The sequence below is a fragment of the Mesorhizobium sp. M1027 genome, assembly GCF_040318745.1.
Taxonomy (GTDB): domain Bacteria; phylum Pseudomonadota; class Alphaproteobacteria; order Rhizobiales; family Rhizobiaceae; genus Mesorhizobium.
The window spans coordinates 157,811-180,042 of record NZ_JAMYMW010000007.1 but is presented as its reverse complement, the minus strand read 5'-3'; the positions used below and the strand labels follow the sequence as shown (position 1 = coordinate 180,042).

Here is a 22,232-nt window from a genome sequence, read left to right as displayed (position 1 = left end):
GACGATGAGGGCGGCGCGACTCCATGGACCCGGCGACCTGCGCGTCGAGGATATCGCCGCGCCAGGCGCTCCCGGGCCAGGCTGGGTGAAGCTGAGGGTCGATGCCGCAGGCATTTGCGGTTCCGATCTTCACAACTTTCGCACGGGCCAATGGATAAGCCGGTCGCCCTCGACGGCTGGCCATGAGCTGACAGGCACGGTGATCGCCATCGGCGAGGGCGTGGACATCGTCGCTGTTGGCGACCGCGTGGTCGCCGATTCCCGTTTCTGGTGTGGAGAATGCGCGCAATGCCATGCAGGCAGGCGGCATCTTTGCACGTCGCTGGGCTTTGTCGGCGAGATATGCGACGGCGGATTTGCCGAACAGGCGGTCCTGCCCGCACGCCTGCTGCACGTCGTCGATGCCGCGCTTGACGAACGGGTCGCGGCGATGGCCGAGCCGCTGGCTGTAGCATTGCACGCAGTGCGGCGTCTGCCGAAAACGGCCGGCTCCGTTCTTGTGGTCGGCTGCGGGACTATTGGCGGGCTTGCCGCACTGCTGCTTTCCCGGACATTCGCAGGTACCGTGCTCGTCGCCGATCGCAACCCTGGCCGATGCGCCCGGGTGGCGCGGGTGACCGGCGCCAGCATCGTCGACTTGAACCGGGACGCCATTGCCGCCGCCACCGCGGATGCCCCCCTGCTTGCTGCCGTCGAAGCGACCGGCAGCATCGCAGCACTCAGCCAGTTGCTCGGCGTTCTCGATGCCGGTGGCACCGTTGCGATGGTCGGCATATTCCATGGGCGCCTCGACATCGATCCCAACATCCTGGTTGAACGCGAAATCGCATTGCTGGGATGCCACGCCTTTGCCGATGAGCTTCCCGACGCCATTCGGATGCTCGGCGAATTGACCGAGCCCATGGTCGAACTGATCGACCGCGAGATCGGCCTGGATGATGTTCCCGCAGCCTATGAGCGGCTGTTGGCGGGGCAGGGCGATGGTTTGAAAACAATCATCCGGATGCGGTCTTCCGGGCGCGTGTGATTTCCGAACGTTGCCGGAAAGGATTTTGAAATGATCACTTTGCCCGACACCGCCAGCCCTCTTTACGAGAAGGTCAAGGACTACATCCTGACGAACATCGGAATGGGCCGATGGAGCAAGGACCGGAAGCTGCCGTCCGAAAATGAATTCGTGGCGACACTCGGCGTGTCCCGGATGACGGTTCATCGTGCCTTGCGGGAGTTGACCTCTGCGGGTTTTCTGATCCGGCTCCAGGGCGTCGGCACATTCATCGCGCCACCTCGACCACAATCAGCACTGATCGAGATCAACAACATCGCGGCGGAAATTGTCGCGCGGGGAAACAGGCATCGCTCCGAGGTTATCGTGCTCGAAAAGATCACGCCGACAAAGGAGCTCGCGCTTTCTTTCGAGTTCGCAAAACGCGCGCCGGTCTATCATTCCATCGTCGTCAACTTCGAGAACGACCTGCCTGTGCAACTGGAAGAGCGCTTCGTCAACCCGGCCCTGATACCCGACTACGACAAGCAGGACTTTTCCAAGACAGCAACCTACGACTACCTCATGCAGAAAACCCCGGTGACGGAGGTCGAGCACATCATCTCGGCGACCCCTGCCGATGCCGAGACGGCGCGGCATCTGGGCATCGATGTCGGCAGCTGCTGCCTGTTTCTGCATCGCCGGACATGGACGGGCGCCATCGTTGCCACGATCAGCAAGCTGACTTACGTTGGCAGCCGCTATTCGCTTGGCAGCCGGTATTCTCCGTCCAAAAAAACTTGATCGCAGTGAAGCGAATCAGACTCGGAAGGAGGGGTCTAACTTGTATATGCATGTATGTATTTAGCCTTGACATCCGCTATTGCTAACGTTGAAGTGTCGTCGCACTTTCGTTGAACGGGCAGCTAAGATGCCGAGGCACGGTGCCGCAAGAGCTGACGCCGGCATTCTCACCAGGCCGGAGTTTGGTTCAAAAAAGCGGCCTGATCATCAAGGGGAACAAGATGATGCGTAATCTAGCAGGACAATTTCGGGCGCTCGTTATGGCTGCTGCTGTCGGGTTTGCCCCGGCGGCCTACGCGGCCGACACGACAATTCCGGCGACGCCTGAGGCAGGAACGTTCAAGATCGGCATCGAGCCATGGCTGGGCTACGGCCAGTGGCACGTCGCCGAGGCCAAGGGCCTGTTCAAGGCAAGCGGGCTGTCCGACGTGCAGATCGTGAACTTCGCAGAGGACAAGGATATCAACGCCGCCCTGGCGAGCGGCCAGCTCGATGCCGCCAACATCGCGACGCACACGGCTATGGGAATGGTTGCGGCCGGCCTGCCGGTGAAGATCGTGCTTCTGCTCGACGTCAGCATGACGGCAGACGCCATGATCGCCGGCAAGGACATCGCTTCCGTCGCCGACCTCAAGGGCAAGCAGGTTGCTTTCGAAGAAGGCACCACGAGCGACATCCTGCTCAAATACGCGCTCGCCAAGAACGGCATGTCGATCGCCGATGTCCAGCCGGTTCCAATGCCGGCGGCGGATGCCGGCAGCGCCTTGATCGCCGGCCAGGTTCCAGTCGCAGTCACCTATGAGCCTTATCTCACCGCGGCAAGAGCGCAGAACAAGGACCTCAAGCTGCTCTTCACCGCGGGCGAAGATCCCGGCCTGATCAGTGACGTATTCGTGGTGCGCGACGAGGTGATCAAGTCGCGTCCCGGCCAGGTGCTTGCCATGATCAAGACCTGGGATGCTGCCCTGAAGGCCTACAACGCCGACACGCCCGACGGCCGGGCGATCATCTCCAAGGCGGTCGGGTCGAGCGTCGAAGACCTCAACACCGCCTTTGATGGCGTGCGTTACTATACTCTCGCCGAAAACAAGGATGCCCTGACCGGGGAGTTCTCCACCAAGACATTTGCGGATGTAGAGGCGGCCGCCAAGAACGCCGGGCTGCTGCAGGCGGACGTGACGCCGGAACAGATGATCGACCCGTCATTCGTCAAGGCCGCGAAATGACGAGGGCCGGCTCGCGGTGGTGACGCAAATGTCCGAGCAGCGTGCGACCGAGCCAAGCCCGTCTCACGCAGCGCCGGGGCCGGCGATCAAACAGCCGATGCGCCGTCGCCGCTCCCCCGGGCTCGGCGCGCCCATCGCACGCTCGCGCTTCCTGATGATAGCAGTGGCCGTCTTTGCCGGCCTCGGCCTCGCCTGGTGGGCGGCAACGGGGCTGGGACTGGTAAAGCCAATTTTCCTGCCGTCGCCGGGAAGCGTGGTGACCCAGCTCGGCAAGCTCTCGGGTGACGGCACGCTGTGGCTGGATCTCAGGACCTCGATATACCGTATTTCTGTTGGCTTCCTCATCGCCTCGGCATTGGCGATTCCGATTGGCGTGCTGATCGGCAGCTTCAGGACCTGGGAAGCGGCGATCGAGCCGCTTGTGGATTTCATCCGCTACATGCCGGTGGTCGCTTTCGTGCCTCTCTCCATCCTGTGGTCGGGGACGGGCGATGCCCAGAAATTCCTGATCATCTTCATAGGTACCTTCTTCCAGCAGGTACTGATGATCATGGACAATGTGAAGCGGGTTCCCGCTGATTTCATCGGCCTTGGCAGGACGCTCGGCCTGCCGGATCGCAAGATCCTGACGCGCATCGTCGTTCCCAGCGCCTTGCCAGGCATCTGGGATACGCTGCGCATCAGTCTCGGCTGGGCATGGACCTGGCTGGTGTTGGCAGAACTTGTCGCGGCGACATCAGGCCTCGGCTACCGCATCACCGTGTCCCAGCGCTATTTCCAGACAAACACCATCATCGGCTACATCCTGCTGCTGGGCGTGCTTGGCCTCATTACCGACCAGGTCATGAAGGCACTGGGAAAAGTGCTGTTCCGGCAGGAGGGCCACGTGCAATGAGGCCGGGCCGATGAGTTTGCCCAAACTGCGGATCGAAGGCCTCCACAAAAGCTTCGGCACGGGCGCGCGGCGCACGGAAGTACTGCGCGATATCAATCTCGATCTTGCCGACAACGAGTTCGTCTCGCTGGTGGGCACGTCGGGTTGCGGCAAGAGCACGCTGCTGTCGATCGTTGCCGGACTGCAGGATTTCGACGCGGGAGATCTTGCTATCGATGGTGCGCCGATCCTGCGGCCGGGCCTCGACCGCGGCGTCGTCTTTCAGTCCTACACCCTGCTTCCCTGGCTGACGGCGCAGCAGAACATCGAGTTCGCGCTCAAGGCCGCGGGTCATGACCGCGCGACCTGCCGCAGGATAGCGCGCGAGCATCTCGATCTGGTCAAGCTCCCTCATAGCGCCAATCGCTATCCATCTGAGCTTTCTGGCGGCATGAAGCAGCGCGTGGCCATAGCGCGTGCCCTTTCCTATCGACCCAAAATGCTTCTGATGGACGAGCCCTTTGGCGCGCTCGATGCCTTGACCAGGCATCAGATGCAGGAACTCCTGACGCAGATCTGGGAGGAGCACAGGCTCACCGTGCTCTTCGTCACCCATGATGTGGAAGAAGCCGTCTACCTGTCGGACCGCATCGTCGTGATGGGGATCGGGCCGGGACGCATCATGCAGACCTTCAATGTCGATATCGAGCGCCCGCGCCGGGAAGAGGTCATGGAAACTCCGGCCTTCATGGATTTGCAGCGCCGCGTGCACAAGGCGATCCGCGAGGCTTCTAAACGTCCCGAAATGGTTTAGGCAGGCCACTCATGCGTGTCGGGTCCAAGAGCGGAACCAACGCGGCTGGACGCGGAGGACTTTAGCGTAGAATTACTTACAATCCGCGACCAGCGTAGCGCCCAATCTCGATATCGCGCCATCGCGACCCCTGACCAGGGGAGCAGCCATCGGCATCTTTCTCTTCAAGCTCGAAAAAAAATCTGCAGGACAATGTCGATTTCCTAAACTCCGTTCGTCGTTTCGCTGCCGGTCGGTGAGGCCGGCTCAAACAAGGAGACAGACGATGCGTGTGATGGTGCTCGTGAAGGCTACCGAGGACAGCGAAAAGGGCTTTCTCCCGACGCCCGAGGCGAAAGAGGCGATGGAGGCGATGGGCAGATTTAACGACGAGCTGCGCAATGCCGGCATCTTGCTCGACGCCGACGGCCTCAAGCCCTCCTCGCAGGGCAAGCGCGTTGCGTTCGATGGTCCCCGCCGGACGGTCATCGACGGGCCTTTCGCCGAGACCCGCGAACTGGTCGCCGGTTTTTGGCTCTGGGAAGTCAAGGACATGGACGAGGCGGTCGCCTGGGTGAAGCGCTGCCCCAATCCCATGCCGGGACCGAGCGAGATCGAAATCCGGCCGCTGTACGAGATGGCTGATTGGCAATGGGAATCTGACGCCGGAGGTCACGGAAATCCGTGACCGGACGCGCGAGAAGCGCAGCGGCAACTGAACCTGTCGGCCGCAACCTGCTTGCCTCCATTGTGGCTTTGGCCGACAAGGCAGCATGACCGCAGGCGAGACGCACCAGGCGATCGAGGCGATTTTTCGCATTGAACGGGCCCGGCTCATTGCGGGCCTGGCCCGCCTCGTGCGCAATGTCGACCTTGCAGAGGAACTGGTGCAGGACTCCCTGGTCATAGCCCTCTCCGAATGGTCCAGGACCGGCGTTCCGGCCAATCCCGGCGCTTGGCTGATGACGGTCGCCAAACGCCGCGCCATCGACGCGATCCGTCGCGACAAGATGCGCGAGCGCAAGCATGAGGAGATCGCCCGGGAGCTGGACGGCGAGTGCGACCGTACGGCCGAGGGAAACGAAATGGCCATGAACGACGATCTTGGCGACGAGCTGCTGGGCCTCATCTTCACAGCCTGCCACCCCATACTTTCGGCCGACGCCCGCGCGGCGCTCACGCTGCGTGTCATCGGCGGCCTGACGACGGACGAGATCGCCCGTGCTTTCCTGTCGAGCGAGGTGACGATCGCCCAGCGCATCGTCCGCGCGAAGAGGACGATCGGAAAGGCCGGGCTTAGCTTCGAGGTGCCGCGCGGTGCCGAGCGTGCGGGGCGTCTCTCCTCGGTGCTGGAGGTCATCTACCTCATCTTCAATGAAGGCTATGCTGCCACGGCCGGCGACGACCTTGTCCGGCCGGGCCTGTGCCTGGAGGCACAACGGCTGGGCCGTATGCTGGCGGGTCTGATGGCCGAGGATGCCGAGGTGTTCGGTCTGCTGGCTCTGATGGAAATCCAGGCATCGCGCCTGCCCGCGCGCATCGGGCCGGACGGCGCCCTCTTGACCCTGACCGAGCAAAACCGCGCACGCTGGGACCAACTGCTGATCCGCCGGGGACTTGACGCGCTGGCCCGTGCCGAAGCTCTCGGGGGCGATGGCCCCTATGTGTTGCAGGCCGCGCTTGCAGCCTGTCACGCGCGGGCGCGCAGTCCGGCCGATACCGACTGGCCCCGCATCGCAGCGCTCTACGACCGGCTACGAGCAGTGATGCCCTCGCCGGTGGTCGATCTCAATCGAGCGGTCGCCCACAGCATGGCCTTCGGGCCTGAAGCGGGCCTGCGGCTGGTGGACGAGATTGCCGACGCCGCCGCCTTGCGCAATTATGCGCCATTGCCAGCGGCGAGGGGCGATTTTCTGTTTCGGGCCGGCCGGCTGGCCGAGGCCCGCGCCGAATTCGAGGCTGCGGCCAAGCTCACCCGCAACGCGCGCGAAGCGGCCTTTCTCCTCGCCCGTGCAGACGCTTGTGGTTGACAGCATCGCTCTGCGTGCCCGACGCGCCGCTAGGGCAATATCGAAAGCCGCCAGTTCGCTCCCGGCCGGCTCCCTTCAATGAGCGTGATCAACTCGCAACGTAGCTTGGGTATATTCATTTGGAGGAGAGGCCTTGATCATGCCAGCAACTGCGTCGGTATGCCGAGAATCGGTCCTGCCTCGGCGAGCCGCTGGTCGAGGGTCCACACTGTGGCGCCATGCTCCGATGCCGTCGCGAGGTGCAGGGCGTCGCCAGCACGAAGCCCGAGCATATGCTGATCGGCGAATTTCGCGGCGACCTGAAAATGCCCGCCCGTCACCGGCAGCACGGTGAAGCTCTCAGCGACAAGCTTATTGAACATCGCGAGCGCAGCCGCGCGCTGCTCCAAGTCGATCTGTCCGGTCCGAAGCTTGATCGCCATGGCGGAGGACATCTCGGTGATGGTCCAGTCGCTGATCACAAGTTGCGCTGGGTCCTGCTCCGCCAGCCAGCCCTGAACGCGCGCGGTCATGGCTTCGCTGGATAGCGCCGCGACGATCAGCGAAGTATCGAGATAGGCCATCAATAGCGATCGCCATCTCGCATCGATCGCACCAGATCGGCGGCAGCCTGAGCCTGCAGAGGCATGGTTGCGGTCAGGGATTGGAGCAGGACGGCGTCGATCCGTTTGCGAGGGCGGGCCACGGCCGTGAGCCTGGCGACCGGCTTGCCACGCCGGGTTATGTCGATCGAGTCTCCAGCCTCGACCCGGTCGATGAGCTCACTCAGATGTGCCTTGGCGTCCGCCAGCTTGACCGCGTCCATGTCAGCTCCTGACCATGTAGATGGTCATATAGCGCATCACGTGTGACAATTCCAGTGCACGGCGAATAAGCAACTGGCTGCGTGAGCGAAGCAAGTGACCGCTCCTGCAACGAGAATTATGCCGCTTCCCGCTTGACTCACACATATCCCGGTGGTTATGCATTGATCAATAGCCGAAGGGTTATATATCCCAATGCCAAACGCTCACGATGTGCTCTTCAGAACGCTTGCCGATCCGACTCGGCGCGCTATTTTTGAGCGACTGTGTCGCGAGGGAGAGCAGACAGTCGGCGCGCTGACGGCTCAGGCCGGGATCTCGCAACCGGCCGTGTCGAAACATCTCGGGATTTTGCGGCAGGCGGGGCTGGTGCGCGACCGCCATGCGGGACGGCAGACCCATTATAGCGCGCAGCTCGCCGCGCTTGCCCCCCTGATCGACTGGACAAGCCAGATGACCGGGTTCTGGCAGAGCCGGTTCGACGACCTCGAGGACCTGCTCAAAAGGATGGACCAGTGAACGAAATAGCGACCGAAACGCTCTCCGTCATTGTCGAACGGGAAATCGCTTATCCGCCCGAGAAGATCTGGCGCGCGCTCACGCAACCACACTTGATCGAGGAGTGGCTCATGAAAAACGACTTCAAACCTGTCGCGGACCACCGTTTCAACCTTCACGCGGCCTGGGGCTCTGTCGAATGTCAGGTCCAGACAGTCGAGCCTAACAGAACGCTGACTTACACGTGGGATACCAAGGATCTCAAGAGTGTCGTCTCCTGGACGATCACCCCCACGAGCATCGGCGCCCGCTTGCGTATGGAACAGTCGGGCTTCCGGCCGGATCAGCAGCCTTACTTCCGGGGTGCCAAAGTCGGCTGGCCGAGGTTCTTTGACGATCTGGAGCAGGTTCTTGCGCGAACGGACTGAGATCCGCCTGCGCTATTCAAGCAAGGGCTCTGTTACAGGGCGGCAGATGGCGGAGCGATAATGGAGGCAAGCCAATGAAGATCAAGTTGACCAAAGTATACGTGGATGACCAGGAAAAGGCTCTGGGTTTCTACACCGAAACGCTCGGCTTTACCAAGAAGGCCGATTTCAGCAATGGGCCGTTTCGCTGGCTGACCGTCGCATCACCCGACGAGCCGGACGGTGCCGAGCTGCAACTCGCGCTCAATGACAACCCCGCTGCAAAGACCTACCAGCAAGCTATTTTCCAGCAGGGCCAGCCCGCGGTCATGTTCTTCACCGATAACGTCAAGGAGGACTACGAGCGCATCAAAGCGCGCGGCGCCAAGTTCACCATGCCGCCGACCGAAGTAACCGGCTCGATCATAGCCCAGCTGAACGACAACTGCGGCAATCTCATTCAAATCACACAGCTGGCGCGCTGGTAAGGCACGCATTCAGTGGCGTGGCTGCCCGGCGGGAGCCGCCAAACGGGCCGCCCGATCCGCTCGGTTCGTCTTCAGAGGAGGTCTCAATGGATTGGAACAAATGGGTTCGGCAGATCCACCGCTGGCTGTCGATCATCTTTGCGGCGGTCGTCGCCGCCATCTTCATCAGCCTGGGAGTAGGCAAGGAACCCTCCTACTGGGTATACCTCATGCCGCTGTTTCCACTCGGCTTGCTCCTGCTTACCGGACTGTACATGTTCGTGCTGCCTTACGCGCCCAAGCGGCGCAGCGCGGGGGGCACCGGCGCATTGGAGTGAATGCATGGCCAACAAGACGTCCATCAAGTCATCGGCGGTCGCGAAGAAGTCCGCCGCCAAGCCTGCAGCCGCCAAGCCGGTCCTCCTCGCAGGCGGCAACCCGCAGATCCCGAAGGGTGATGGTGACGCTCCTGTGCAGGCCTACATCGCGGCCATGCCGGGCTGGAAACGCGACGTCGGGCGTCGCCTCGACGCGCTCATCGTGCGCAACGTCCCTGACGTGCGCAAGGCCGTCAAATGGAACTCGCCCTTCTACGGCGTAGAGGGTCAGGGGTGGTTCCTCAACTTCCATTGCTTCACAAAGTACATCAAGCTGGCTTTCTTCCGCGGCGCGTCGCTGCGTCCCGTCCCACCCGGTGAGTCCAAGCACAAGGACGTGCGCTACCTCGATATCTACGAGGACGACCTGCTCGACGAAGCTCAACTCGCCGACTGGATAAAGCAAGCCAGCCAATTGCCAGGCGAGCGAATGTGAGTGGAATGCCAGTCATCCCGGCAAATCCGGTGCCGACTAGCGGTATTCATGTGACGGGCGAGCGGCAACAACCAAGGGAAAGCGACAATGATGATGAAGAGTGACTCAATGGAAAGAAGTGCAGACAACTCTCCCTCTCAGCTGATCGATGCGAGGATCAGCGAGCTGGGCGATTGGCGAGGCAAGACGCTTTCCCATGTCCGCGCCCTCATCAAGCAGGCCGACCCGGAAGTGGTTGAGGAGTGGAAGTGGCGAGGCGTTCCGGTGTGGTCGCACGCCGGAATAATCTGCACTGGCGAGACCTACAAGAACGTCGTGAAAGTGACCTTCGCAAAGGGCGCCTCGCTGCAGGACCCTTCCGGCCTGTTCAACTCCAGCCTGGAAGGCAACACCAGGCGCGCCATCGATATCCGTGAGGGCGAAGACATAGATGAGAATGCGTTCAAGGCGCTGATACGCGCTGCTGCCGCCCTGAACACGGCCCGATAGTCAGCTCCGGCCGATATGGTCGGCTAGCGGGCCGAGAGCGGCGAGCACGGCTTCGCCGGTGGCTTGCGTCGCGTTCTCATGCGGCGCGCGCAGATTCAGCCAGCGTCTGTCGCCGGACCGTACCGCCAGCACTGCCTTCATCGCAGTGATGAGGCCGGCGTCCTGGATGATTTTGCGGAACGCCCTGATGGCGGCATCCGCGTCCGTAGTGTCCTCTCCCGCCAGCACTGCGTCGTAGAGGGCCCGGATCGCTGCGGGATTCAGATTGACTGTCGCCGAGATGCAGCCGGCAGCACCGTTGGCGAGGCCCTTCGTCAGCTGTGCTTCCGAACTCGGGAACACCGCGACCCTTGGGGCTGCCGCAATGACCGCCGCGGTGTTGTTCCAGTCGCCGGCGCTGTCCTTGTAAGCCACCACGACATCGGGAAACGCTTCGCTCAATCGGGCGGTCAGCGCCGGGCTCACCGCTACGCCGGAATTTTGCGGGATGTGGTAGAGGATCATCCTCATCGCCGGGTTCGCCACCCGATCGATCAGCTCGCCATAATAACGGGCCTGTCCGTTGTCACCGGCGGCCGTATAGAAGAACGACGGCAGCACCATCACCGCAGCACAGCCGAGCCCGACGGCGTGCGCGGTCAGCTCGACGGTCTCCACAAGTGCTGTGACGCCGGTGCCGGGCATAAGCCGGCTTGGCGAAATGCCGGCCTCGACCAGCCACTCCAGCGCCTGCATGCGCTCGCGCAACGAGACGGACAACGCCTCGCCCGTGGTGCCGAACGGCGACAGGAAATGTGCTCCCTGGTCCAGCACCCACTTGGCGTGTGATATCCAGAGGTCGCGGGCAATGCAGCCGTCGTTTTCGAACGGCGTCAGGATCGGTGCGATGGTTCCTTGCGGGCGGATCATGTGCGTCCTTCTACGGGTGAAAATCTGTGCTGTGCTCAAAACCGGCATCAAAATGTCGAGCAAGCTACAGGAAGCAGTGTTGCTGAGTACCGGCCGTTCGACCTCAAAAGCAAGCGGCTCTCGCATAGGCGCGCGATTGTGATCGGGCGGCGGTTCTGAGGCTCTCGAGGTATGTACTTGTCACGGGACAACCGCGTCCGGCCGAAAGGGGGGTGACAAACGAGTTCTGCTGTTTCATCAATGCCGCCTTTTGAGGAGAAGCCCATGCGGAGGATCGGTGTCGGCATTATCGGCTGCGGCAACATTTCGGATGCCTATCTGAAGGCATCGCCGCAATTCCCGGTGCTCGACATTATCGGCGTCGCCGACATCAACCGGGCGGCAGCCGAGGCCAAGGCAGCTGCCTACGGCCTGGCTGCCATGCCGGTCGACGCGCTGTTGGCCGATCCGCGCGTTGAGATCGTGCTCAATCTGACGACGCCGCAGCATCATGTGCCGGTCGGCCTGCAGGCTGTCGGGCAAGGCAAGCACGTCTATTCCGAGAAGCCGCTGGCAACGACGCTCAGCGACGCCGAGCGGCTGGTCGCGGCCGCGCGCGAACAGGGCGTGCGCGTCGGCTGCGCACCCGACACTTTTCTTGGCGGCTCCCACCAGACGGCGCGGCGCCTGGTCGATGAGGATGCGGTTGGGACTATTGTCGCCGGCTCTGCCTTCATGCAGGTGCCCGGCCACGAGCTCTGGCATCCCAATCCGGATTTCTACTATCAGCCCGGCGGTGGGCCAATGCTCGACATGGGACCGTACTATCTGACCTGCCTGTTCAATCTCCTGGGTCCGGCAAAATCCGTGATCGGGCAGGCAAAGGCATCCTATGCCACCCGCACCATCGGTTCCGGACCGCGCCAGGGCGAAACGATACAGGTCGAGGTGCCGACCCATATTTCCGGCCTGCTCACATTCGAGAACGGCGCGGCGGTTTCGATCACCACCAGCTTCGACGTCTGGAAGCATGAACACAATCACATCGAACTTTACGGGACCACCGGCTCGATGATCGTCTCCGATCCCAATCAGTTCCAGGGCGACATCAGGACCAGCCAGCGCAAGGGCGACTGGACGGTGGCCGATCAGATCCATTCCTATGGCGACGGCAATTACCGGGGCATCGGCCTCGCCGACATGGCGCAGGCGATCGTCTCGGGCAGGCAACACCGCGCCAGCCTCGATCTTTCCCTCCATGTCCTGGAAATCATGGAATCGATCATCTCTTCAGCAGAGACAGGGCGGCGTATCGACCTGAGATATGGCTGCGCGCGGCCGGCGCCAATGCACGCCGATCTACCTTTCGGAATTCTGGAATAGGGGATGACACGATGAGCAAGACGGCACTGATTTTCTGGGGCGGCTGGGAAGGCCACACGCCGGCCCGTAGCGCCCACATCGTCAAGGAGATGCTGGCCGGCAACGGCTTCGACGTGCAGCTGGAGCAGGGGACTTCGGCGCTTGCCGATCCGCAACTGGGCAAGCTCGATCTCATTGTCCCGGTGATCACCATGTCGACGATCGAAAAGCCGGAACTGCAAAACCTGACCAACGCCGTCGGGGCCGGCACCGGCCTTGCGGGCTTTCACGGCACGATGTGCGACAGCTTCCGCAACGAGCCGGAATACCAGTTCATGACCGGCGGCCAGTGGGTCGCCCATCCAGGCAACATCATCGACTATCACGTCGATATCACCATGCCAGACGATCCGGTCATGCAGGGCATCGACGGCTTCGCGTACCGTTCAGAGCAGTATTACATGCATGTCGATCCGACCAACGAGGTGCTGGCGACGACTACTTTCACCGGCGAGCATCTCGATTTCATCGCCGGCGTCGTCATGCCGGTTGTCTGGAAGCGCCGCTACGGCAAGGGCCGCGTCTTCTACAGCGCACTCGGCCACACCGCCGACGAGTTCGCAGTGCCGCAAATGCGTACGATGTTCGAGCGCGGCATGCTTTGGGCCAGCCGAAACCCGGATCTTGCGTAGCCGTTCAATCTGAACGCCACGTATCGTTGTAATCTCTAAGGGCGGCCGCCCGAACGCGGACACAGCACTGGGCTGCGGCAAGCAATTGACTGCCATGGTAGCATCCAATAGACAGCAGTCTCGTCGGGGAATTCCGTAGCTGGAGGTCGAATGGAGCAGACGTGGCGATGGTTTGGCCCGAGCGACGCGGCAACGCTTGCCCATGCCAGGCAGGCCGGCGCGACCGGCATCGTGACGGCATTGCACGACATTCCTTACGGCGAAGTCTGGCCGATCCACGCCATCAGGCAGCGCCAGGCGCTTATCGAGGCGGATCAGGCGATGGGCCTCAAATGGAGCGTCGTCGAGAGCGTGCCCGTGCACGAGGACATCAAGCTCGGCCGCGGCGATCTCGACCGGCTCTACGAGAATTTCAGGCAGACCTTACGCAATCTCGGCGCCTGCGGTGTGCGCACGGTCTGCTACAACTTCATGCTGATCCTCGACTGGACCCGGACCGACCTGGCTGCGCCGCTGCCGGGCGGCGGACGGGCGCTCCGCATGAACATGCACGAGCTTGCCGCGTTCGATTGTTACATGCTGCAGCGCAAGGGATCTGAGCGCGACTATGCGTCCGATGTTCTCCAGCGGGCAAGCGAATGGTTCGAGGCGACGCCGGATGCGTCAAAAGAGCGTCTGCTTGCCAACATCATGGCCGGCCTGCCGGGCGCCTTCAAGCGCTATGACATAGCGGAATTGCGCGAAGTGGTGGCCGAGCAGTCTAGCCTGTCTCACGACCGGCTGCGCGAGAATCTCGTCCGTTTTCTCGAACACGTGCTGCCGGCGGCCGAAGAGGCGGGCGTCACGTTGGCGATCCACCCGGACGATCCGCCGCGCGATCTCGTCGGCCTGTGCCGGATCGTCAAGAACGCCGACGACATCGCCTTTATCCTGGATGCGGTGCCATCGGCCCATAGCGGCCTTACCTTGTGCACGGGGTCGCTGGGCGCCAATCCGGCCAATGACGTGCCCGCCATCGCCAGGCGCTTTGCGCACAAGATCAACTTCGTGCACCTGCGCAACGTCAGCAAGGATCCGGACGGGTCGTTCATGGAGTCCGAGCATCTGAACGGGGATGTCGACATGGTTTCGGTGGTCTCGATCTTGCTCGACGAGCAGCAACGCCGCCGCGACGCCGGGCAACCGGCGCTGCTGCCGTTTCGCCCGGATCACGGCCACGAGCTGATCGATGACGCCACGCGGCACACCCATCCCGGCTACCCCGTGATCGGCCGTCTTCGCGGCCTTGCCGAACTGAGAGGCGTAATGACGGCGATTGCCCATCAGCGCGGTTATAGGCTGCAATGAGGGCGCCCCGCCTGCTCTGCGTCGGCGCGCTCACCTACGACACGATCTTGCGCCTCGATGTCCTGCCGTCCGGCGCCGGCAAGTTCCTGCCGAGCGAGGCCGTGCAGATCGCCGCCGGCATGGCGGCAAGTGCCGCCGCGTCGGCAAGCCGCCAGGGCGGGCAGGTCTGGCTATGGGCAAGCGTCGGCAACGATACCGTCGGCCGCGATGTCATCGCGCAGATGGAGGCGGAGCGGGTCGACTGTTCGTTGGTGCGCAGGGTTGAAGGTGGCCGCTCGGCCATTGCCACGATCCTGGTCGATGCCGCCGGCGAGCGCATGATCGTGCCCTTCTACGATGCCGTCACGCAAGCCGATCCGGACCGTCTTCCGCCCGTGGATTTTTCCCGCTTCGACGCCGTCCTGGTCGACGTTCGTTGGCCCGGAGCCGCCGCGATGGCGCTGGCGAAGGCCCGCGAATGCGGCATTCCGGCGATCCTCGACGCCGATATTGCGTCGCGACCGGTGCTCGACCGATTGCTGCCGCTCGCCTCGCATGTCATTGCTTCGCTGCCCGCGGCGCGTATCCTTTGCGGTCCAGAGGTTTCCGCCGGTTCCGCCGTCGCTATTCTGGGCGAACGGACCGGCGCCTTCGTCGCGATCACCGATGGGGCGAACGGCACCGCGTTCCAGCACCCGAGCAGCAATGATGTCCGTCATCTGCCGTCGCCGCGAGTCGAAGCCGTCGACACGCTGGCGGCGGGCGACGTGTTTCACGGCACCTTCGCTCTGGGGCTGGCTGAAGGTTGGGATGAGGAGCAGGCCATAGCAGTGGCAAGCGCCGCCGCTGCGCTGAAGTGCCTGCGTTTTGGCGGACGGCTCGGCGCGCCGACGCGCGCGGAAACACTGGCCTTCATGCAAGGATCGACATGACGCCGAATACGCTCGGGCCGGCTCAGCGAAAAGGGTACGTCATACGTCGCTGATCGACTACCATGGCAGCCGCTGCAACTGTTCGTGGGAGGAGAAATGGCTGAGTTCAAGAAACGCGCACTGGTCACCGGGGCGGCCATGGGCATCGGCCGTGCTGTCGCCGAAAGGCTGGCCCAGCAAGGTGTCGACCTGATCCTCTTCGACCGTGTGGGCGATCAGCTGGACGAGGTCGCGGCGCAGCTTGCGGCGCGCGGCGTGACCGTGCACACCGTGCTCGGCTCGACCGCCGACACCGAAGCCTGCGGCCGCGCCGTCGAGCTTGCCCGGTCCGCGTTCGGCGGGCTCGACATGCTTTCCCACAATGCCGGCATCCAGCGTTACGGAACGGTGGAGACCACGGACGAGGCGCTTTGGGACGAGGTGATGAATGTCAACCTCAAGGCTGCCTATCTGCTCTCCCGCGCGGCGATGCCGCTGCTGCGGCAAAGCCGCGGCGCCATCGTCCATATGAGCTCGGTGCAAGGCCTGGCCAGCCAGGAAGGGGTTCTGGCCTACAGCACGGCCAAGCACGGCTTGATCGGGCTGGTCAAATCCATGGCCGTCGACTATGCGCCGCTCGGTGTGCGCGTCAATGCCGTGGCTCCGGGCGCGGTCGACACGCCGATGCTGCGGGATGCGGTCAAGCTCAACGATAAGCCCGACGAGATCCTGCGCATCCTTGACAACATGCATCCGCTCGGCCGCACCGCCCAGCCGCAAGAGATTGCGGCCGTCGTTGCCTTCCTGCTGTCCGACGATGCCTCCTTCGTCACCGGCGAAGTCGTGCGCGTCGATGGCGGCCTGCTGGCGCGCATCGGCGGTTCTCCGCGCAAGGAATAACGTCGGCGCTGCTGCTTGCGCAGCCATTTCATGAATGGCTTGAAGCTGCCGAGCCTTTAAGGGAATTGCCGATGGCAGGGCTTTTGGGAATGCGGACCATCACCGAGGGGCGGCTTGGCGAAACCGGCCCCAGCGCTTCAGTCGCGGCGAGGACGTTCGAGGTCCTGCTCGACCAGATCCTGACCTTCCGCCTGAAGCCGCACGAGCTGATTTCCGAAAAGGCGATGTCGGAAGCCCTCGGCGTGAGCCGCACGCCGGTCAGGGAGGCGCTCGCCCGGCTGGCCGGACTTGGCCTGATCGACATCTATCCGCAGCGCGGCAGCATGGTGGCGCCGCTGCGGATCGCCGATCTCGAGAAATCGCAGTTCCTGCGCGAGTCGCTGGAAATCGGCCTGGTCAAACGTGCGGTCGAGAGCCCGCGCCGCGCCGAACTACTCGCCATGCTCAAAGGCGAACTGGCGGTCCAGGAGACGTTCGCCTCCATCTCGGACGACAGGCGCTTCTTCAAGTCGGACGAGCTGTTCCACCAGCACATCGCCAGCCATGCCGGCTTCCCCGGAATCTGGGCCGACATCAGCGCGGCGAAGCTGCACATGGACCGCTTCCGCTTCTTGTCTTTCCCGCGCCTCGACAGCATGTCGGTGGTTCTCGGCCAGCATCGGCGGATCGTCGATGCGCTCGAGCAGGCCGACGCCCTTGCGGCGGAAGAGGCGATGCGAACGCATCTTCGCCGCATCTTCGAGGTGCTCGCAATCGTCCGGGAACGCTATCCCCATTATTTCAAAGCACCGGGCTCGGCTGGAAAGAGGACAGAAGCGGCTGCCGGCGATCTGCCCGAATGACAACCATTCGCGCGACGGAGCGAGGAGGAATGACGACGTGGAAACGTGAAACCAGCCGCTCAGTCCAGGCCTGAGCCTTTCTTCGGCGCTTCCGGAGGCAACTTGGCCTTGCTGCCGGATTTGTCGGAAGTTGGCTTGGCTTCGCGATTCTTCGCCTCGCCGCCTTGCTCCTTGCGGAGCTGCTTTTCTATCGTCGATCGCGATCCTTCCGCAGGGTCCTGTTCGGGATGGCTTTCCCTAGCCGTCATGTCAGCTCCTATCCATTCTGGTCTATTGCATGTGGCGAGGGCTGAGTTTCGCCACCAGTGCTGGTCCTGTCGCGCCCAAGCATCAGCCATGCGGCGAAGAGCACGACCAGTACGACCACGATCCAGGCGACGAGACGAGGCATTGGGGCTCACTTCCCCCGCCGCTTGCTGCCGCGCACCTCGGGATCGGAGCCGGTCTCAACTGTTGGATCGGGCACGACCGGACCGCGTTCGGCTTCGGAGCCCTCAGCTTCGATCTCCTGCACGGCCTGGTCCCAATGCTCGCGCTCGCGTCCTTGCGGACGGCCTTCGCGCTCCCATATCTCATGGGCCCGCTGCCTGATACGCTCTTCCTTGTCCATGACCTTTGCCTCCTGATATCCCTAATCCGGCGATCGAAGGTTTGTTCCGCGTTGCCAGGCAGTTCCCGACGGTTCAGTTGACGTGACCACCGGGCGCCCTAGATGAAATTGCACGCCGAAGTCGCCTGGTGCCGGGGAGAACAATCGTGTGGCAGCAACGCTACAAGCACGTGTTGTAGATGCCATTGCAGCTATCGGTCTTCGACCAGACCGGCTGTGCCTGCTGCTGACAACGTTTGTGCTGACGGCATGCTCGCCTTCCGACCAGATCGAGCAGCAGTCGAAAACCGCGGCTTCGGCCGCACAGACAGCATCGCTGGTCCTGGGTGCCTGGGCCGCCGGGGCAGCCCCTTCGACATATACGTCGCGCACGTTGCAATCGGTCGGCAAGGCGCTCGTCGATGCCGGTGCGCAAATCCAGTCCGCCAAGTCGCCTGAGCCCAGCGAGCAAGCCGGTCTGACGGCGGTAGTCGGACAGCTGTCGGCGGCGGTGACACGCGCCGCGACGGCGGTGCAGGACGGCAACCGATCGGAGGCGGAAAAGGTGCAGCAGGATCTCCGGGCTGCCACCGCCGCCCTGAATGCATCCTACGCCAAACATTTCGCGCCGAAACCATGAAGAAGCTGCTCGAAATATCGCTGGGCATCGTCACCAGCGTTGGTGGCTTTCTCGAGGTCGGATCGATGGCAACCGCCGCACAGGCGGGTGCAGCGTTCAGGTTCCAGCTGATCTGGGCCGTCCTCCTGGGCACGATATGCATCATCTTCCTGGTCGAGATGGCCGGCCGCTTCGCCGCTGTAAGCCATCACACCATCGCCGACGGGATCCGGGAACGGTTTGGCTTCACCGCCTTTCTGTGGCCGTTGCTTGCGACTTTGCTGGTCAACTTCATGGTCATGGCAGCTGAGATCGGCGGTGTCGCCATTGCGCTCGAGCTCGCCACCGGCATCGGCTTTCAGTGGTGGGCCCTGCCGGTCGCTTTTCTGGCATGGCTGTTCCTCTGGAAAGGCACGTTCGGCTTCATTGAAAAGGGCGTCTCGATCCTCGGCCTGGTCACGTTGTGCTTCGTGGTTGGCGCCGTCATGCTGAAGCCCGATTGGGGGCAGGTCGCGGCCGGTGCCGTCCCCACTCTGCCCGAGCACGACGCGGCCAATTACTGGTTCATGGCGGTCAGTATTCTTGGTGCGTCGGTCTCGCCCTACCTGTTCATGTTCTATTCGTCGGGAGCCATCGAGGACCAGTGGGACAAGAGCTATCTCGGGACCAATCGGGCCATTGCCGGATTGGGAATGAGTTTTGGCGGCACAATCTCGATCGGCGTGCTGATCGTGGCGGCGCTCGTGCTGGCAGCGCACGGCATAGAGCAGGTCGACGACTACCATCAATTGCCGCTGATGCTGATCCAGATCTTCGGTTTCTGGGGATTCGTCCTGTTCGTTGCTTCACTAGGCATAGCCTGCTTCGGCGCTGCGCTCGAAATCGGGCTGCAGCAAGCGTACTTAGTGGCGCAGGGTTTCGGCTGGACCTGGGGCGAGGACCTGAAACCGCGCGACGATCCCGGCTTCAGCACCGTCTACACGGTCTCGCTGTTTCTCGCCGCCATTCCGATCGCCCTGGGTCTCGATCCGCTGAAGCTAACCATCTTTTCCATGGCGCTGACGGCCGCCAGCCTGCCGCTGACCGTGGTGCCGTTCCTTTTCCTGCTGAATGACGAGCGTTATGTCGGCGAGCACCGCAATGGCATGATCGCGAATGCCGCGGTCATCTTCATCATTGCGCTCGGTTTCGTGCTCGCGATCGTGACCATTCCTTTGCAGATATTCGGAGGCACGTGATGGATTTGCTGCGCGACATCCTGGACAAGCAAGTGGTTGACCGTGAGCAGGTCAAGATCGGCAAGGTGGACGGGCTGGTAGCCGAGGTCAGGCCGGGCAAGCCACCCAAAATCGTTGCGGTCGAGCTCGGCTCGATCACGCTAGCGCGTCGGCTTGGCGAGCGATCCGGGCGCTGGATGGCGCGCCTTGCGGCAAGGCTCGGCGGCAAGCGCCATGCCGAACCGCACCGCATCGCCTGGAACAAGGTGCGCGACATCGGCGTCGACATCGAATTCGACATCGACGTGCGTGAAACGGCGATTTTCGACTGGCAGGATTGGCTGCGCGACCATGTCATAAGGCGTATCCCGGGAGCCGGATGATGGCCACCGTCAACCTTGAGCAATTGGCAGGCAGAAATGTGCTTTCGCAGCGCGGCAAAAGCATCGGCCATATCGAGGAGATACGCGCCGAACCGGATGGCGACGACCTCGTGGTTACCGAGTACCACGTCGGCATCCACGCGGCGTTCGAGCGTCTTTCCGCTTCGGCCATCGGCACGGCGGTCCTCGAAGTCTTTCGACTGCGCAGTCACGACAGCATGTACCGCATTCCCTGGGACAAGCTCGACATCTCCGACCCGACGCAGCCGCGACTGTTGTGCGCGATGGAAGAACTTTCCGCTATGAAGGGCAGTATCGAGGGCGATAAACCGGAATGAACGACACTTTCCCGCCGTCGGAGAATGGGGTTCAGTGAAAGTCCTGGTTACCGGCGCCACCGGCCTGATCGGTGCCTCCGTCGTGGCACGCCTTCTTTCCGAAGGGCATGAGGTAATCGGATTGGTCCGCAGCCCCGGTGCAAACCGGGCCGGCAATTACCAATTGCTGGTGCTGGACATGGCGGTGGCGCTGCAGCCCGAAGACTGGCTACCGCATCTCAGGGGTGTCGACGCCGTCGTGAATTGTGCCGGCGTTCTCCAGGACAGCCCCCGTGAAAAGACGCGCGAAGTCCATCGCGATGCGGCCGTCGCACTCTTTCGCGCCTGTGCGCGGGCAGGGGTTGCCCGGGTGATCCACTTTTCGGCGATCGGCGTCGATCGGGCGCAGCCTTCGGCGTTCTCGGCGACGAAACTGGCCGGGGACCAGGCGCTTATGACGCTTGATCTGGATTGGGTGGTCCTGCGCCCGTCCGTGGTGCTCGGCCGGCCGGTGTTTGGGGCCAGCGCATTGTTTCGGGGTCTCGCTTCGCTGGCAGTGCTGCCGTCCATGCCCGGCACCGGCCGGCTCCAGGTGGTACTACTCGACGATGTGGTCTCAACGGTCGTTTTCCTTCTCGATCCCGCCAGTCCATCTCGCGTCGTGCTGGAACTTGTCGGTCCCGAACAACTGAGCATGGACGAGGTCGTCGGCAGTTATCGCCGATGGCTCGGTTGGGCTCCGGCAGCCAGGTTTGTCTTGCCGGCGCCTGTTGCAAGGCTTCTCTACGGCCTAGGCGACCTTGCCGCGATGTTCGGCTGGCGTCCACCGATGCGCACCAACGCGGCCAGGGAGATCGCCCGAGGAGCGGTTGGAGATCCCTCGGACTGGACCGCCGCGACCGGCATACGCCCGCAAACCCTGGCGGGCTTCCTCGCGCTCAATCCGGCAACGGTGCAGGAGAAATGGTTTGCCCGGCTGTATTTCATCAAGCCGGCGATCTTCGTCGTCCTGCCAGTCTTCTGGATCATCACGGGAATCGTGTCGCTGACAACCGGCTACGGCAGCGGCGTCGATCTGATGCAAGGCACGGGGGCCGGCATCTTATCGGCACCGATCGTGATCGCCGGCGCTCTTGCCGACATCGCCATCGGCGTGGTCATAGCCTGGCGGCCGGCGGCGCGAAAAGGCCTCTATGGCGGCATCGCGCTCTCGCTCTTCTATCTGGTCGTCGGAAGCTTCCTGAGCCCCGATCTGTGGAACGACCCGCTTGGGCCGTTCCTCAAAGTGCTGCCGATCCTGGTGCTGCACTTTGTGGCCTTGGCAGTGCTGGAGGAGCGTTGATGCTCTATTTCCTGCTGAAATTTCTGCATGTCATCGGCGCATCCGTGCTGCTTGGCACCGGCGCAGGCATCGCTTTCTTCATGCTGCTCGCCCACAGGACCGGCAATGCCGCGACGGTTGCGGCGGTGGCGCGTATCGTCGTCGTCGCCGACTTCGTTTTCACAGCGACGGCCGTGGTCGCGCAACCTTTGACCGGAGGCGCGCTCGCCTGGCAGGCAGGCTACTCGCTGTCGGAGGGCTGGATCGTACTTTCGATCGCGCTCTATATCTTCACCGGAATGTTCTGGCTCCCGGTCGTCTGGATGCAAATGGAGATGCGCAAGCTGGCATCGCAAGCCGCCGCTGCAGGCGCGCCGTTGCCGCCGCGCTACCATCGGCTGTTCTGGTTGTGGTTCGCCTTCGGCTTCCCCGCCTTCGCTGCCGTGCTCGGGATTTTCTGGCTGATGATCGCGCGGCCAGCGATCGAGTGGTAGGTCGCAGGCAGGTCCCACTGCGATAATGCCCAGTCAAAGCACTGCGGAAAATTCCGGCCCCTGCACCGCGAATATCTGCCGGAGCGGACGTGCGTCTCGACCTGTAAGTCGCACCGGAGTCCGGTCTCGTATCATTTCCAACCGCGCGCTCACGCCCATCGGCACAGGACAAGATCCCGTCT

At 62.8% G+C, this 22,232-nt stretch carries 30 protein-coding genes; 25 read left to right on the top strand and 5 right to left on the bottom strand.

Going from position 1 to position 22,232, the window contains the following annotated elements; all coding sequences use genetic code 11:
* Positions 1 to 4 precede the first annotated feature (4 nt).
* From NKH50_RS15580 to NKH50_RS15550, 7 genes are all read left to right on the top strand, one after another.
* Positions 5 to 1,027 (top strand): zinc-dependent alcohol dehydrogenase, encoded by a 1,023-nt coding sequence (locus tag NKH50_RS15580; RefSeq protein WP_352879838.1) that lies wholly within the window; start codon positions 5 to 7, stop codon positions 1,025 to 1,027.
* Between the two features lie 30 nt (positions 1,028 to 1,057).
* Positions 1,058 to 1,789 (top strand): histidine utilization transcriptional repressor HutC, encoded by a 732-nt coding sequence (hutC, locus tag NKH50_RS15575; RefSeq protein ID WP_352879673.1) that lies wholly within the window; start codon positions 1,058 to 1,060, stop codon positions 1,787 to 1,789.
* Positions 1,790 to 2,013: 224 nt separating this feature from the next.
* Complete coding sequence (locus NKH50_RS15570; protein ID WP_352801447.1) at positions 2,014 to 3,015, top strand: ABC transporter substrate-binding protein; 1,002 nt, start codon at positions 2,014 to 2,016, stop codon at positions 3,013 to 3,015.
* A 97-nt stretch (positions 3,016 to 3,112) separates the two neighbouring features.
* Positions 3,113 to 3,910: an ABC transporter permease gene (locus NKH50_RS15565; protein WP_352879836.1), complete on the top strand. Its 798-nt coding sequence runs from the start codon at positions 3,113 to 3,115 to the stop codon at positions 3,908 to 3,910.
* Between the two features lie 10 nt (positions 3,911 to 3,920).
* The gene (locus tag NKH50_RS15560; protein ID WP_352506832.1) at positions 3,921 to 4,703 is read left to right on the top strand and encodes an ABC transporter ATP-binding protein; all 783 of its coding nucleotides are present in this window, start codon (positions 3,921 to 3,923) and stop codon (positions 4,701 to 4,703) included.
* 265 nt (positions 4,704 to 4,968) lie between these two features.
* Positions 4,969 to 5,370 carry a YciI family protein gene (locus NKH50_RS15555; RefSeq protein ID WP_352475767.1) on the top strand — a complete coding sequence of 134 codons (402 nt, stop codon included), beginning with the start codon at positions 4,969 to 4,971 and terminating at the stop codon, positions 5,368 to 5,370.
* 85 nt (positions 5,371 to 5,455) lie between these two features.
* Entirely contained in the window at positions 5,456 to 6,712 is a 1,257-nt protein-coding gene (locus NKH50_RS15550) for an RNA polymerase sigma factor (RefSeq protein ID WP_352879669.1), read from the top strand.
* Between the two features lie 137 nt (positions 6,713 to 6,849).
* Here the strand turns inward: NKH50_RS15550 and NKH50_RS15545 are convergent, their stop codons facing one another.
* Both NKH50_RS15545 and NKH50_RS15540 read right to left on the bottom strand, forming a co-directional pair.
* Complete coding sequence (locus NKH50_RS15545) at positions 6,850 to 7,275, bottom strand: type II toxin-antitoxin system VapC family toxin (protein ID WP_352879667.1); 426 nt, start codon at positions 7,273 to 7,275, stop codon at positions 6,850 to 6,852.
* Complete coding sequence (locus NKH50_RS15540; protein WP_352701967.1) at positions 7,275 to 7,517, bottom strand: type II toxin-antitoxin system Phd/YefM family antitoxin; 243 nt, start codon at positions 7,515 to 7,517, stop codon at positions 7,275 to 7,277. Before NKH50_RS15540 ends, NKH50_RS15545 begins: the two co-directional genes overlap by 1 nt.
* 193 nt (positions 7,518 to 7,710) lie before the next feature.
* Between NKH50_RS15540 and NKH50_RS15535 the strand changes: the two genes are divergently transcribed.
* The 6 genes from NKH50_RS15535 to NKH50_RS15510 all read left to right on the top strand — a co-directional run bounded on the left by NKH50_RS15535 (position 7,711) and on the right by NKH50_RS15510 (position 10,189).
* Positions 7,711 to 8,034: an ArsR/SmtB family transcription factor gene (locus NKH50_RS15535; RefSeq protein WP_254818851.1), complete on the top strand. Its 324-nt coding sequence runs from the start codon at positions 7,711 to 7,713 to the stop codon at positions 8,032 to 8,034.
* Positions 8,031 to 8,441, top strand: coding sequence for an SRPBCC family protein (locus NKH50_RS15530; protein ID WP_352506828.1), 411 nt, complete (start codon positions 8,031 to 8,033; stop codon positions 8,439 to 8,441). Before NKH50_RS15535 ends, NKH50_RS15530 begins: the two co-directional genes overlap by 4 nt.
* A gap of 74 nt (positions 8,442 to 8,515) precedes the next feature.
* Positions 8,516 to 8,908 carry a VOC family protein gene (locus tag NKH50_RS15525; RefSeq protein ID WP_352506827.1) on the top strand — a complete coding sequence of 131 codons (393 nt, stop codon included), beginning with the start codon at positions 8,516 to 8,518 and terminating at the stop codon, positions 8,906 to 8,908.
* An 86-nt stretch (positions 8,909 to 8,994) separates the two neighbouring features.
* On the top strand, positions 8,995 to 9,225 hold the full coding sequence (locus tag NKH50_RS15520; RefSeq protein WP_352506826.1) for a hypothetical protein: 231 nt from the start codon (positions 8,995 to 8,997) through the stop codon (positions 9,223 to 9,225).
* 4 nt (positions 9,226 to 9,229) lie between these two features.
* Positions 9,230 to 9,700, top strand: coding sequence for a DUF1801 domain-containing protein (locus NKH50_RS15515; RefSeq protein WP_352506825.1), 471 nt, complete (start codon positions 9,230 to 9,232; stop codon positions 9,698 to 9,700).
* Positions 9,701 to 9,790: 90 nt separating this feature from the next.
* On the top strand, positions 9,791 to 10,189 hold the full coding sequence (locus NKH50_RS15510) for a DUF1801 domain-containing protein (RefSeq protein WP_352506910.1): 399 nt from the start codon (positions 9,791 to 9,793) through the stop codon (positions 10,187 to 10,189).
* Here NKH50_RS15510 and NKH50_RS15505 read toward each other — a convergent pair whose 3' ends face one another.
* On the bottom strand, positions 10,190 to 11,098 hold the full coding sequence (locus tag NKH50_RS15505; RefSeq protein WP_352879664.1) for a dihydrodipicolinate synthase family protein: 909 nt from the start codon (positions 11,096 to 11,098) through the stop codon (positions 10,190 to 10,192).
* Positions 11,099 to 11,362: 264 nt separating this feature from the next.
* Between NKH50_RS15505 and NKH50_RS15500 the strand changes: the two genes are divergently transcribed.
* From NKH50_RS15500 to NKH50_RS15475, 6 genes are all read left to right on the top strand, one after another.
* Entirely contained in the window at positions 11,363 to 12,460 is a 1,098-nt protein-coding gene (locus NKH50_RS15500) for a Gfo/Idh/MocA family protein (RefSeq protein ID WP_352879662.1), read from the top strand.
* An 11-nt stretch (positions 12,461 to 12,471) separates the two neighbouring features.
* Entirely contained in the window at positions 12,472 to 13,131 is a 660-nt protein-coding gene (locus NKH50_RS15495; protein WP_352475758.1) for a ThuA domain-containing protein, read from the top strand.
* A 150-nt stretch (positions 13,132 to 13,281) separates the two neighbouring features.
* The gene (gene uxuA, locus NKH50_RS15490) at positions 13,282 to 14,478 is read left to right on the top strand and encodes a mannonate dehydratase (protein WP_352804331.1); all 1,197 of its coding nucleotides are present in this window, start codon (positions 13,282 to 13,284) and stop codon (positions 14,476 to 14,478) included.
* Entirely contained in the window at positions 14,475 to 15,389 is a 915-nt protein-coding gene (locus tag NKH50_RS15485; RefSeq protein ID WP_352879659.1) for a PfkB family carbohydrate kinase, read from the top strand. The genes uxuA and NKH50_RS15485 overlap by 4 nt, the downstream gene beginning before the upstream one ends.
* A 96-nt stretch (positions 15,390 to 15,485) precedes the next feature.
* Positions 15,486 to 16,268, top strand: coding sequence for an SDR family NAD(P)-dependent oxidoreductase (locus NKH50_RS15480; protein ID WP_352879657.1), 783 nt, complete (start codon positions 15,486 to 15,488; stop codon positions 16,266 to 16,268).
* Positions 16,269 to 16,339: 71 nt separating this feature from the next.
* A complete protein-coding gene (locus tag NKH50_RS15475; RefSeq protein ID WP_352879655.1) occupies positions 16,340 to 17,110 on the top strand; it encodes a GntR family transcriptional regulator in 771 nt (256 codons plus the stop codon).
* Between the two features lie 59 nt (positions 17,111 to 17,169).
* Here NKH50_RS15475 and NKH50_RS15470 read toward each other — a convergent pair whose 3' ends face one another.
* Entirely contained in the window at positions 17,170 to 17,358 is a 189-nt protein-coding gene (locus NKH50_RS15470; RefSeq protein WP_352688542.1) for a hypothetical protein, read from the bottom strand.
* A gap of 149 nt (positions 17,359 to 17,507) precedes the next feature.
* Positions 17,508 to 17,720 carry a DUF2934 domain-containing protein gene (locus NKH50_RS15465; protein WP_254818839.1) on the bottom strand — a complete coding sequence of 71 codons (213 nt, stop codon included), beginning with the start codon at positions 17,718 to 17,720 and terminating at the stop codon, positions 17,508 to 17,510.
* Positions 17,721 to 17,868: 148 nt separating this feature from the next.
* On the opposite strand from NKH50_RS15465, the gene NKH50_RS15460 reads away from it, so the two are divergent.
* From NKH50_RS15460 to NKH50_RS15435, 6 genes are read left to right on the top strand one after another with little or no spacing between them, the layout of a single operon-like run.
* Positions 17,869 to 18,339 (top strand): hypothetical protein, encoded by a 471-nt coding sequence (locus NKH50_RS15460; protein ID WP_352879653.1) that lies wholly within the window; start codon positions 17,869 to 17,871, stop codon positions 18,337 to 18,339.
* Positions 18,336 to 19,556: an NRAMP family divalent metal transporter gene (locus tag NKH50_RS15455; RefSeq protein WP_352506815.1), complete on the top strand. Its 1,221-nt coding sequence runs from the start codon at positions 18,336 to 18,338 to the stop codon at positions 19,554 to 19,556. The genes NKH50_RS15460 and NKH50_RS15455 overlap by 4 nt, the downstream gene beginning before the upstream one ends.
* Positions 19,556 to 19,918: a hypothetical protein gene (locus tag NKH50_RS15450; RefSeq protein WP_352475750.1), complete on the top strand. Its 363-nt coding sequence runs from the start codon at positions 19,556 to 19,558 to the stop codon at positions 19,916 to 19,918. Before NKH50_RS15455 ends, NKH50_RS15450 begins: the two co-directional genes overlap by 1 nt.
* Positions 19,918 to 20,256 carry a hypothetical protein gene (locus NKH50_RS15445; protein WP_352506814.1) on the top strand — a complete coding sequence of 113 codons (339 nt, stop codon included), beginning with the start codon at positions 19,918 to 19,920 and terminating at the stop codon, positions 20,254 to 20,256. Before NKH50_RS15450 ends, NKH50_RS15445 begins: the two co-directional genes overlap by 1 nt.
* A gap of 34 nt (positions 20,257 to 20,290) precedes the next feature.
* Positions 20,291 to 21,577 (top strand): SDR family oxidoreductase, encoded by a 1,287-nt coding sequence (locus NKH50_RS15440; RefSeq protein WP_352879650.1) that lies wholly within the window; start codon positions 20,291 to 20,293, stop codon positions 21,575 to 21,577.
* Entirely contained in the window at positions 21,577 to 22,050 is a 474-nt protein-coding gene (locus tag NKH50_RS15435) for a DUF2269 family protein (protein WP_352475748.1), read from the top strand. The genes NKH50_RS15440 and NKH50_RS15435 overlap by 1 nt, the downstream gene beginning before the upstream one ends.
* The last annotated feature ends 182 nt before the right edge of the window (positions 22,051 to 22,232 follow it).

Excerpts from the sequence above, each read along its gene's own strand:
- hutC (WP_352879673.1), top strand. The coding sequence starts at position 1,058 with ATGATCACTTTGCCCGACACCGCCAGCCCTCTTTACGAGAAGGTCAAG.
- NKH50_RS15485 (WP_352879659.1), top strand. The coding sequence starts at position 14,475 with ATGAGGGCGCCCCGCCTGCTCTGCGTCGGCGCGCTCACCTACGACACG.
- NKH50_RS15545 (WP_352879667.1), bottom strand. The coding sequence starts at position 7,275 with ATGGCCTATCTCGATACTTCGCTGATCGTCGCGGCGCTATCCAGCGAA.
- NKH50_RS15555 (WP_352475767.1), top strand. The coding sequence starts at position 4,969 with ATGCGTGTGATGGTGCTCGTGAAGGCTACCGAGGACAGCGAAAAGGGC.
- NKH50_RS15565 (WP_352879836.1), top strand. The coding sequence starts at position 3,113 with ATGCGCCGTCGCCGCTCCCCCGGGCTCGGCGCGCCCATCGCACGCTCG.
- NKH50_RS15560 (WP_352506832.1), top strand. The coding sequence starts at position 3,921 with ATGAGTTTGCCCAAACTGCGGATCGAAGGCCTCCACAAAAGCTTCGGC.
- NKH50_RS15480 (WP_352879657.1), top strand. The coding sequence starts at position 15,486 with ATGGCTGAGTTCAAGAAACGCGCACTGGTCACCGGGGCGGCCATGGGC.
- NKH50_RS15450 (WP_352475750.1), top strand. The coding sequence starts at position 19,556 with ATGGATTTGCTGCGCGACATCCTGGACAAGCAAGTGGTTGACCGTGAG.
- NKH50_RS15510 (WP_352506910.1), top strand. The coding sequence starts at position 9,791 with ATGATGAAGAGTGACTCAATGGAAAGAAGTGCAGACAACTCTCCCTCT.
- NKH50_RS15500 (WP_352879662.1), top strand. The coding sequence starts at position 11,363 with ATGCGGAGGATCGGTGTCGGCATTATCGGCTGCGGCAACATTTCGGAT.
- NKH50_RS15470 (WP_352688542.1), bottom strand. The coding sequence starts at position 17,358 with ATGACGGCTAGGGAAAGCCATCCCGAACAGGACCCTGCGGAAGGATCG.
- NKH50_RS15540 (WP_352701967.1), bottom strand. The coding sequence starts at position 7,517 with ATGGACGCGGTCAAGCTGGCGGACGCCAAGGCACATCTGAGTGAGCTC.
- NKH50_RS15520 (WP_352506826.1), top strand. The coding sequence starts at position 8,995 with ATGGATTGGAACAAATGGGTTCGGCAGATCCACCGCTGGCTGTCGATC.
- uxuA (WP_352804331.1), top strand. The coding sequence starts at position 13,282 with ATGGAGCAGACGTGGCGATGGTTTGGCCCGAGCGACGCGGCAACGCTT.
- NKH50_RS15580 (WP_352879838.1), top strand. The coding sequence starts at position 5 with ATGAGGGCGGCGCGACTCCATGGACCCGGCGACCTGCGCGTCGAGGAT.
- NKH50_RS15495 (WP_352475758.1), top strand. The coding sequence starts at position 12,472 with ATGAGCAAGACGGCACTGATTTTCTGGGGCGGCTGGGAAGGCCACACG.
- NKH50_RS15535 (WP_254818851.1), top strand. The coding sequence starts at position 7,711 with ATGCCAAACGCTCACGATGTGCTCTTCAGAACGCTTGCCGATCCGACT.
- NKH50_RS15475 (WP_352879655.1), top strand. The coding sequence starts at position 16,340 with ATGGCAGGGCTTTTGGGAATGCGGACCATCACCGAGGGGCGGCTTGGC.
- NKH50_RS15445 (WP_352506814.1), top strand. The coding sequence starts at position 19,918 with ATGGCCACCGTCAACCTTGAGCAATTGGCAGGCAGAAATGTGCTTTCG.
- NKH50_RS15435 (WP_352475748.1), top strand. The coding sequence starts at position 21,577 with ATGCTCTATTTCCTGCTGAAATTTCTGCATGTCATCGGCGCATCCGTG.
- NKH50_RS15515 (WP_352506825.1), top strand. The coding sequence starts at position 9,230 with ATGGCCAACAAGACGTCCATCAAGTCATCGGCGGTCGCGAAGAAGTCC.
- NKH50_RS15465 (WP_254818839.1), bottom strand. The coding sequence starts at position 17,720 with ATGGACAAGGAAGAGCGTATCAGGCAGCGGGCCCATGAGATATGGGAG.
- NKH50_RS15550 (WP_352879669.1), top strand. The coding sequence starts at position 5,456 with ATGACCGCAGGCGAGACGCACCAGGCGATCGAGGCGATTTTTCGCATT.
- NKH50_RS15455 (WP_352506815.1), top strand. The coding sequence starts at position 18,336 with ATGAAGAAGCTGCTCGAAATATCGCTGGGCATCGTCACCAGCGTTGGT.
- NKH50_RS15570 (WP_352801447.1), top strand. The coding sequence starts at position 2,014 with ATGCGTAATCTAGCAGGACAATTTCGGGCGCTCGTTATGGCTGCTGCT.
- NKH50_RS15525 (WP_352506827.1), top strand. The coding sequence starts at position 8,516 with ATGAAGATCAAGTTGACCAAAGTATACGTGGATGACCAGGAAAAGGCT.
- NKH50_RS15505 (WP_352879664.1), bottom strand. The coding sequence starts at position 11,098 with ATGATCCGCCCGCAAGGAACCATCGCACCGATCCTGACGCCGTTCGAA.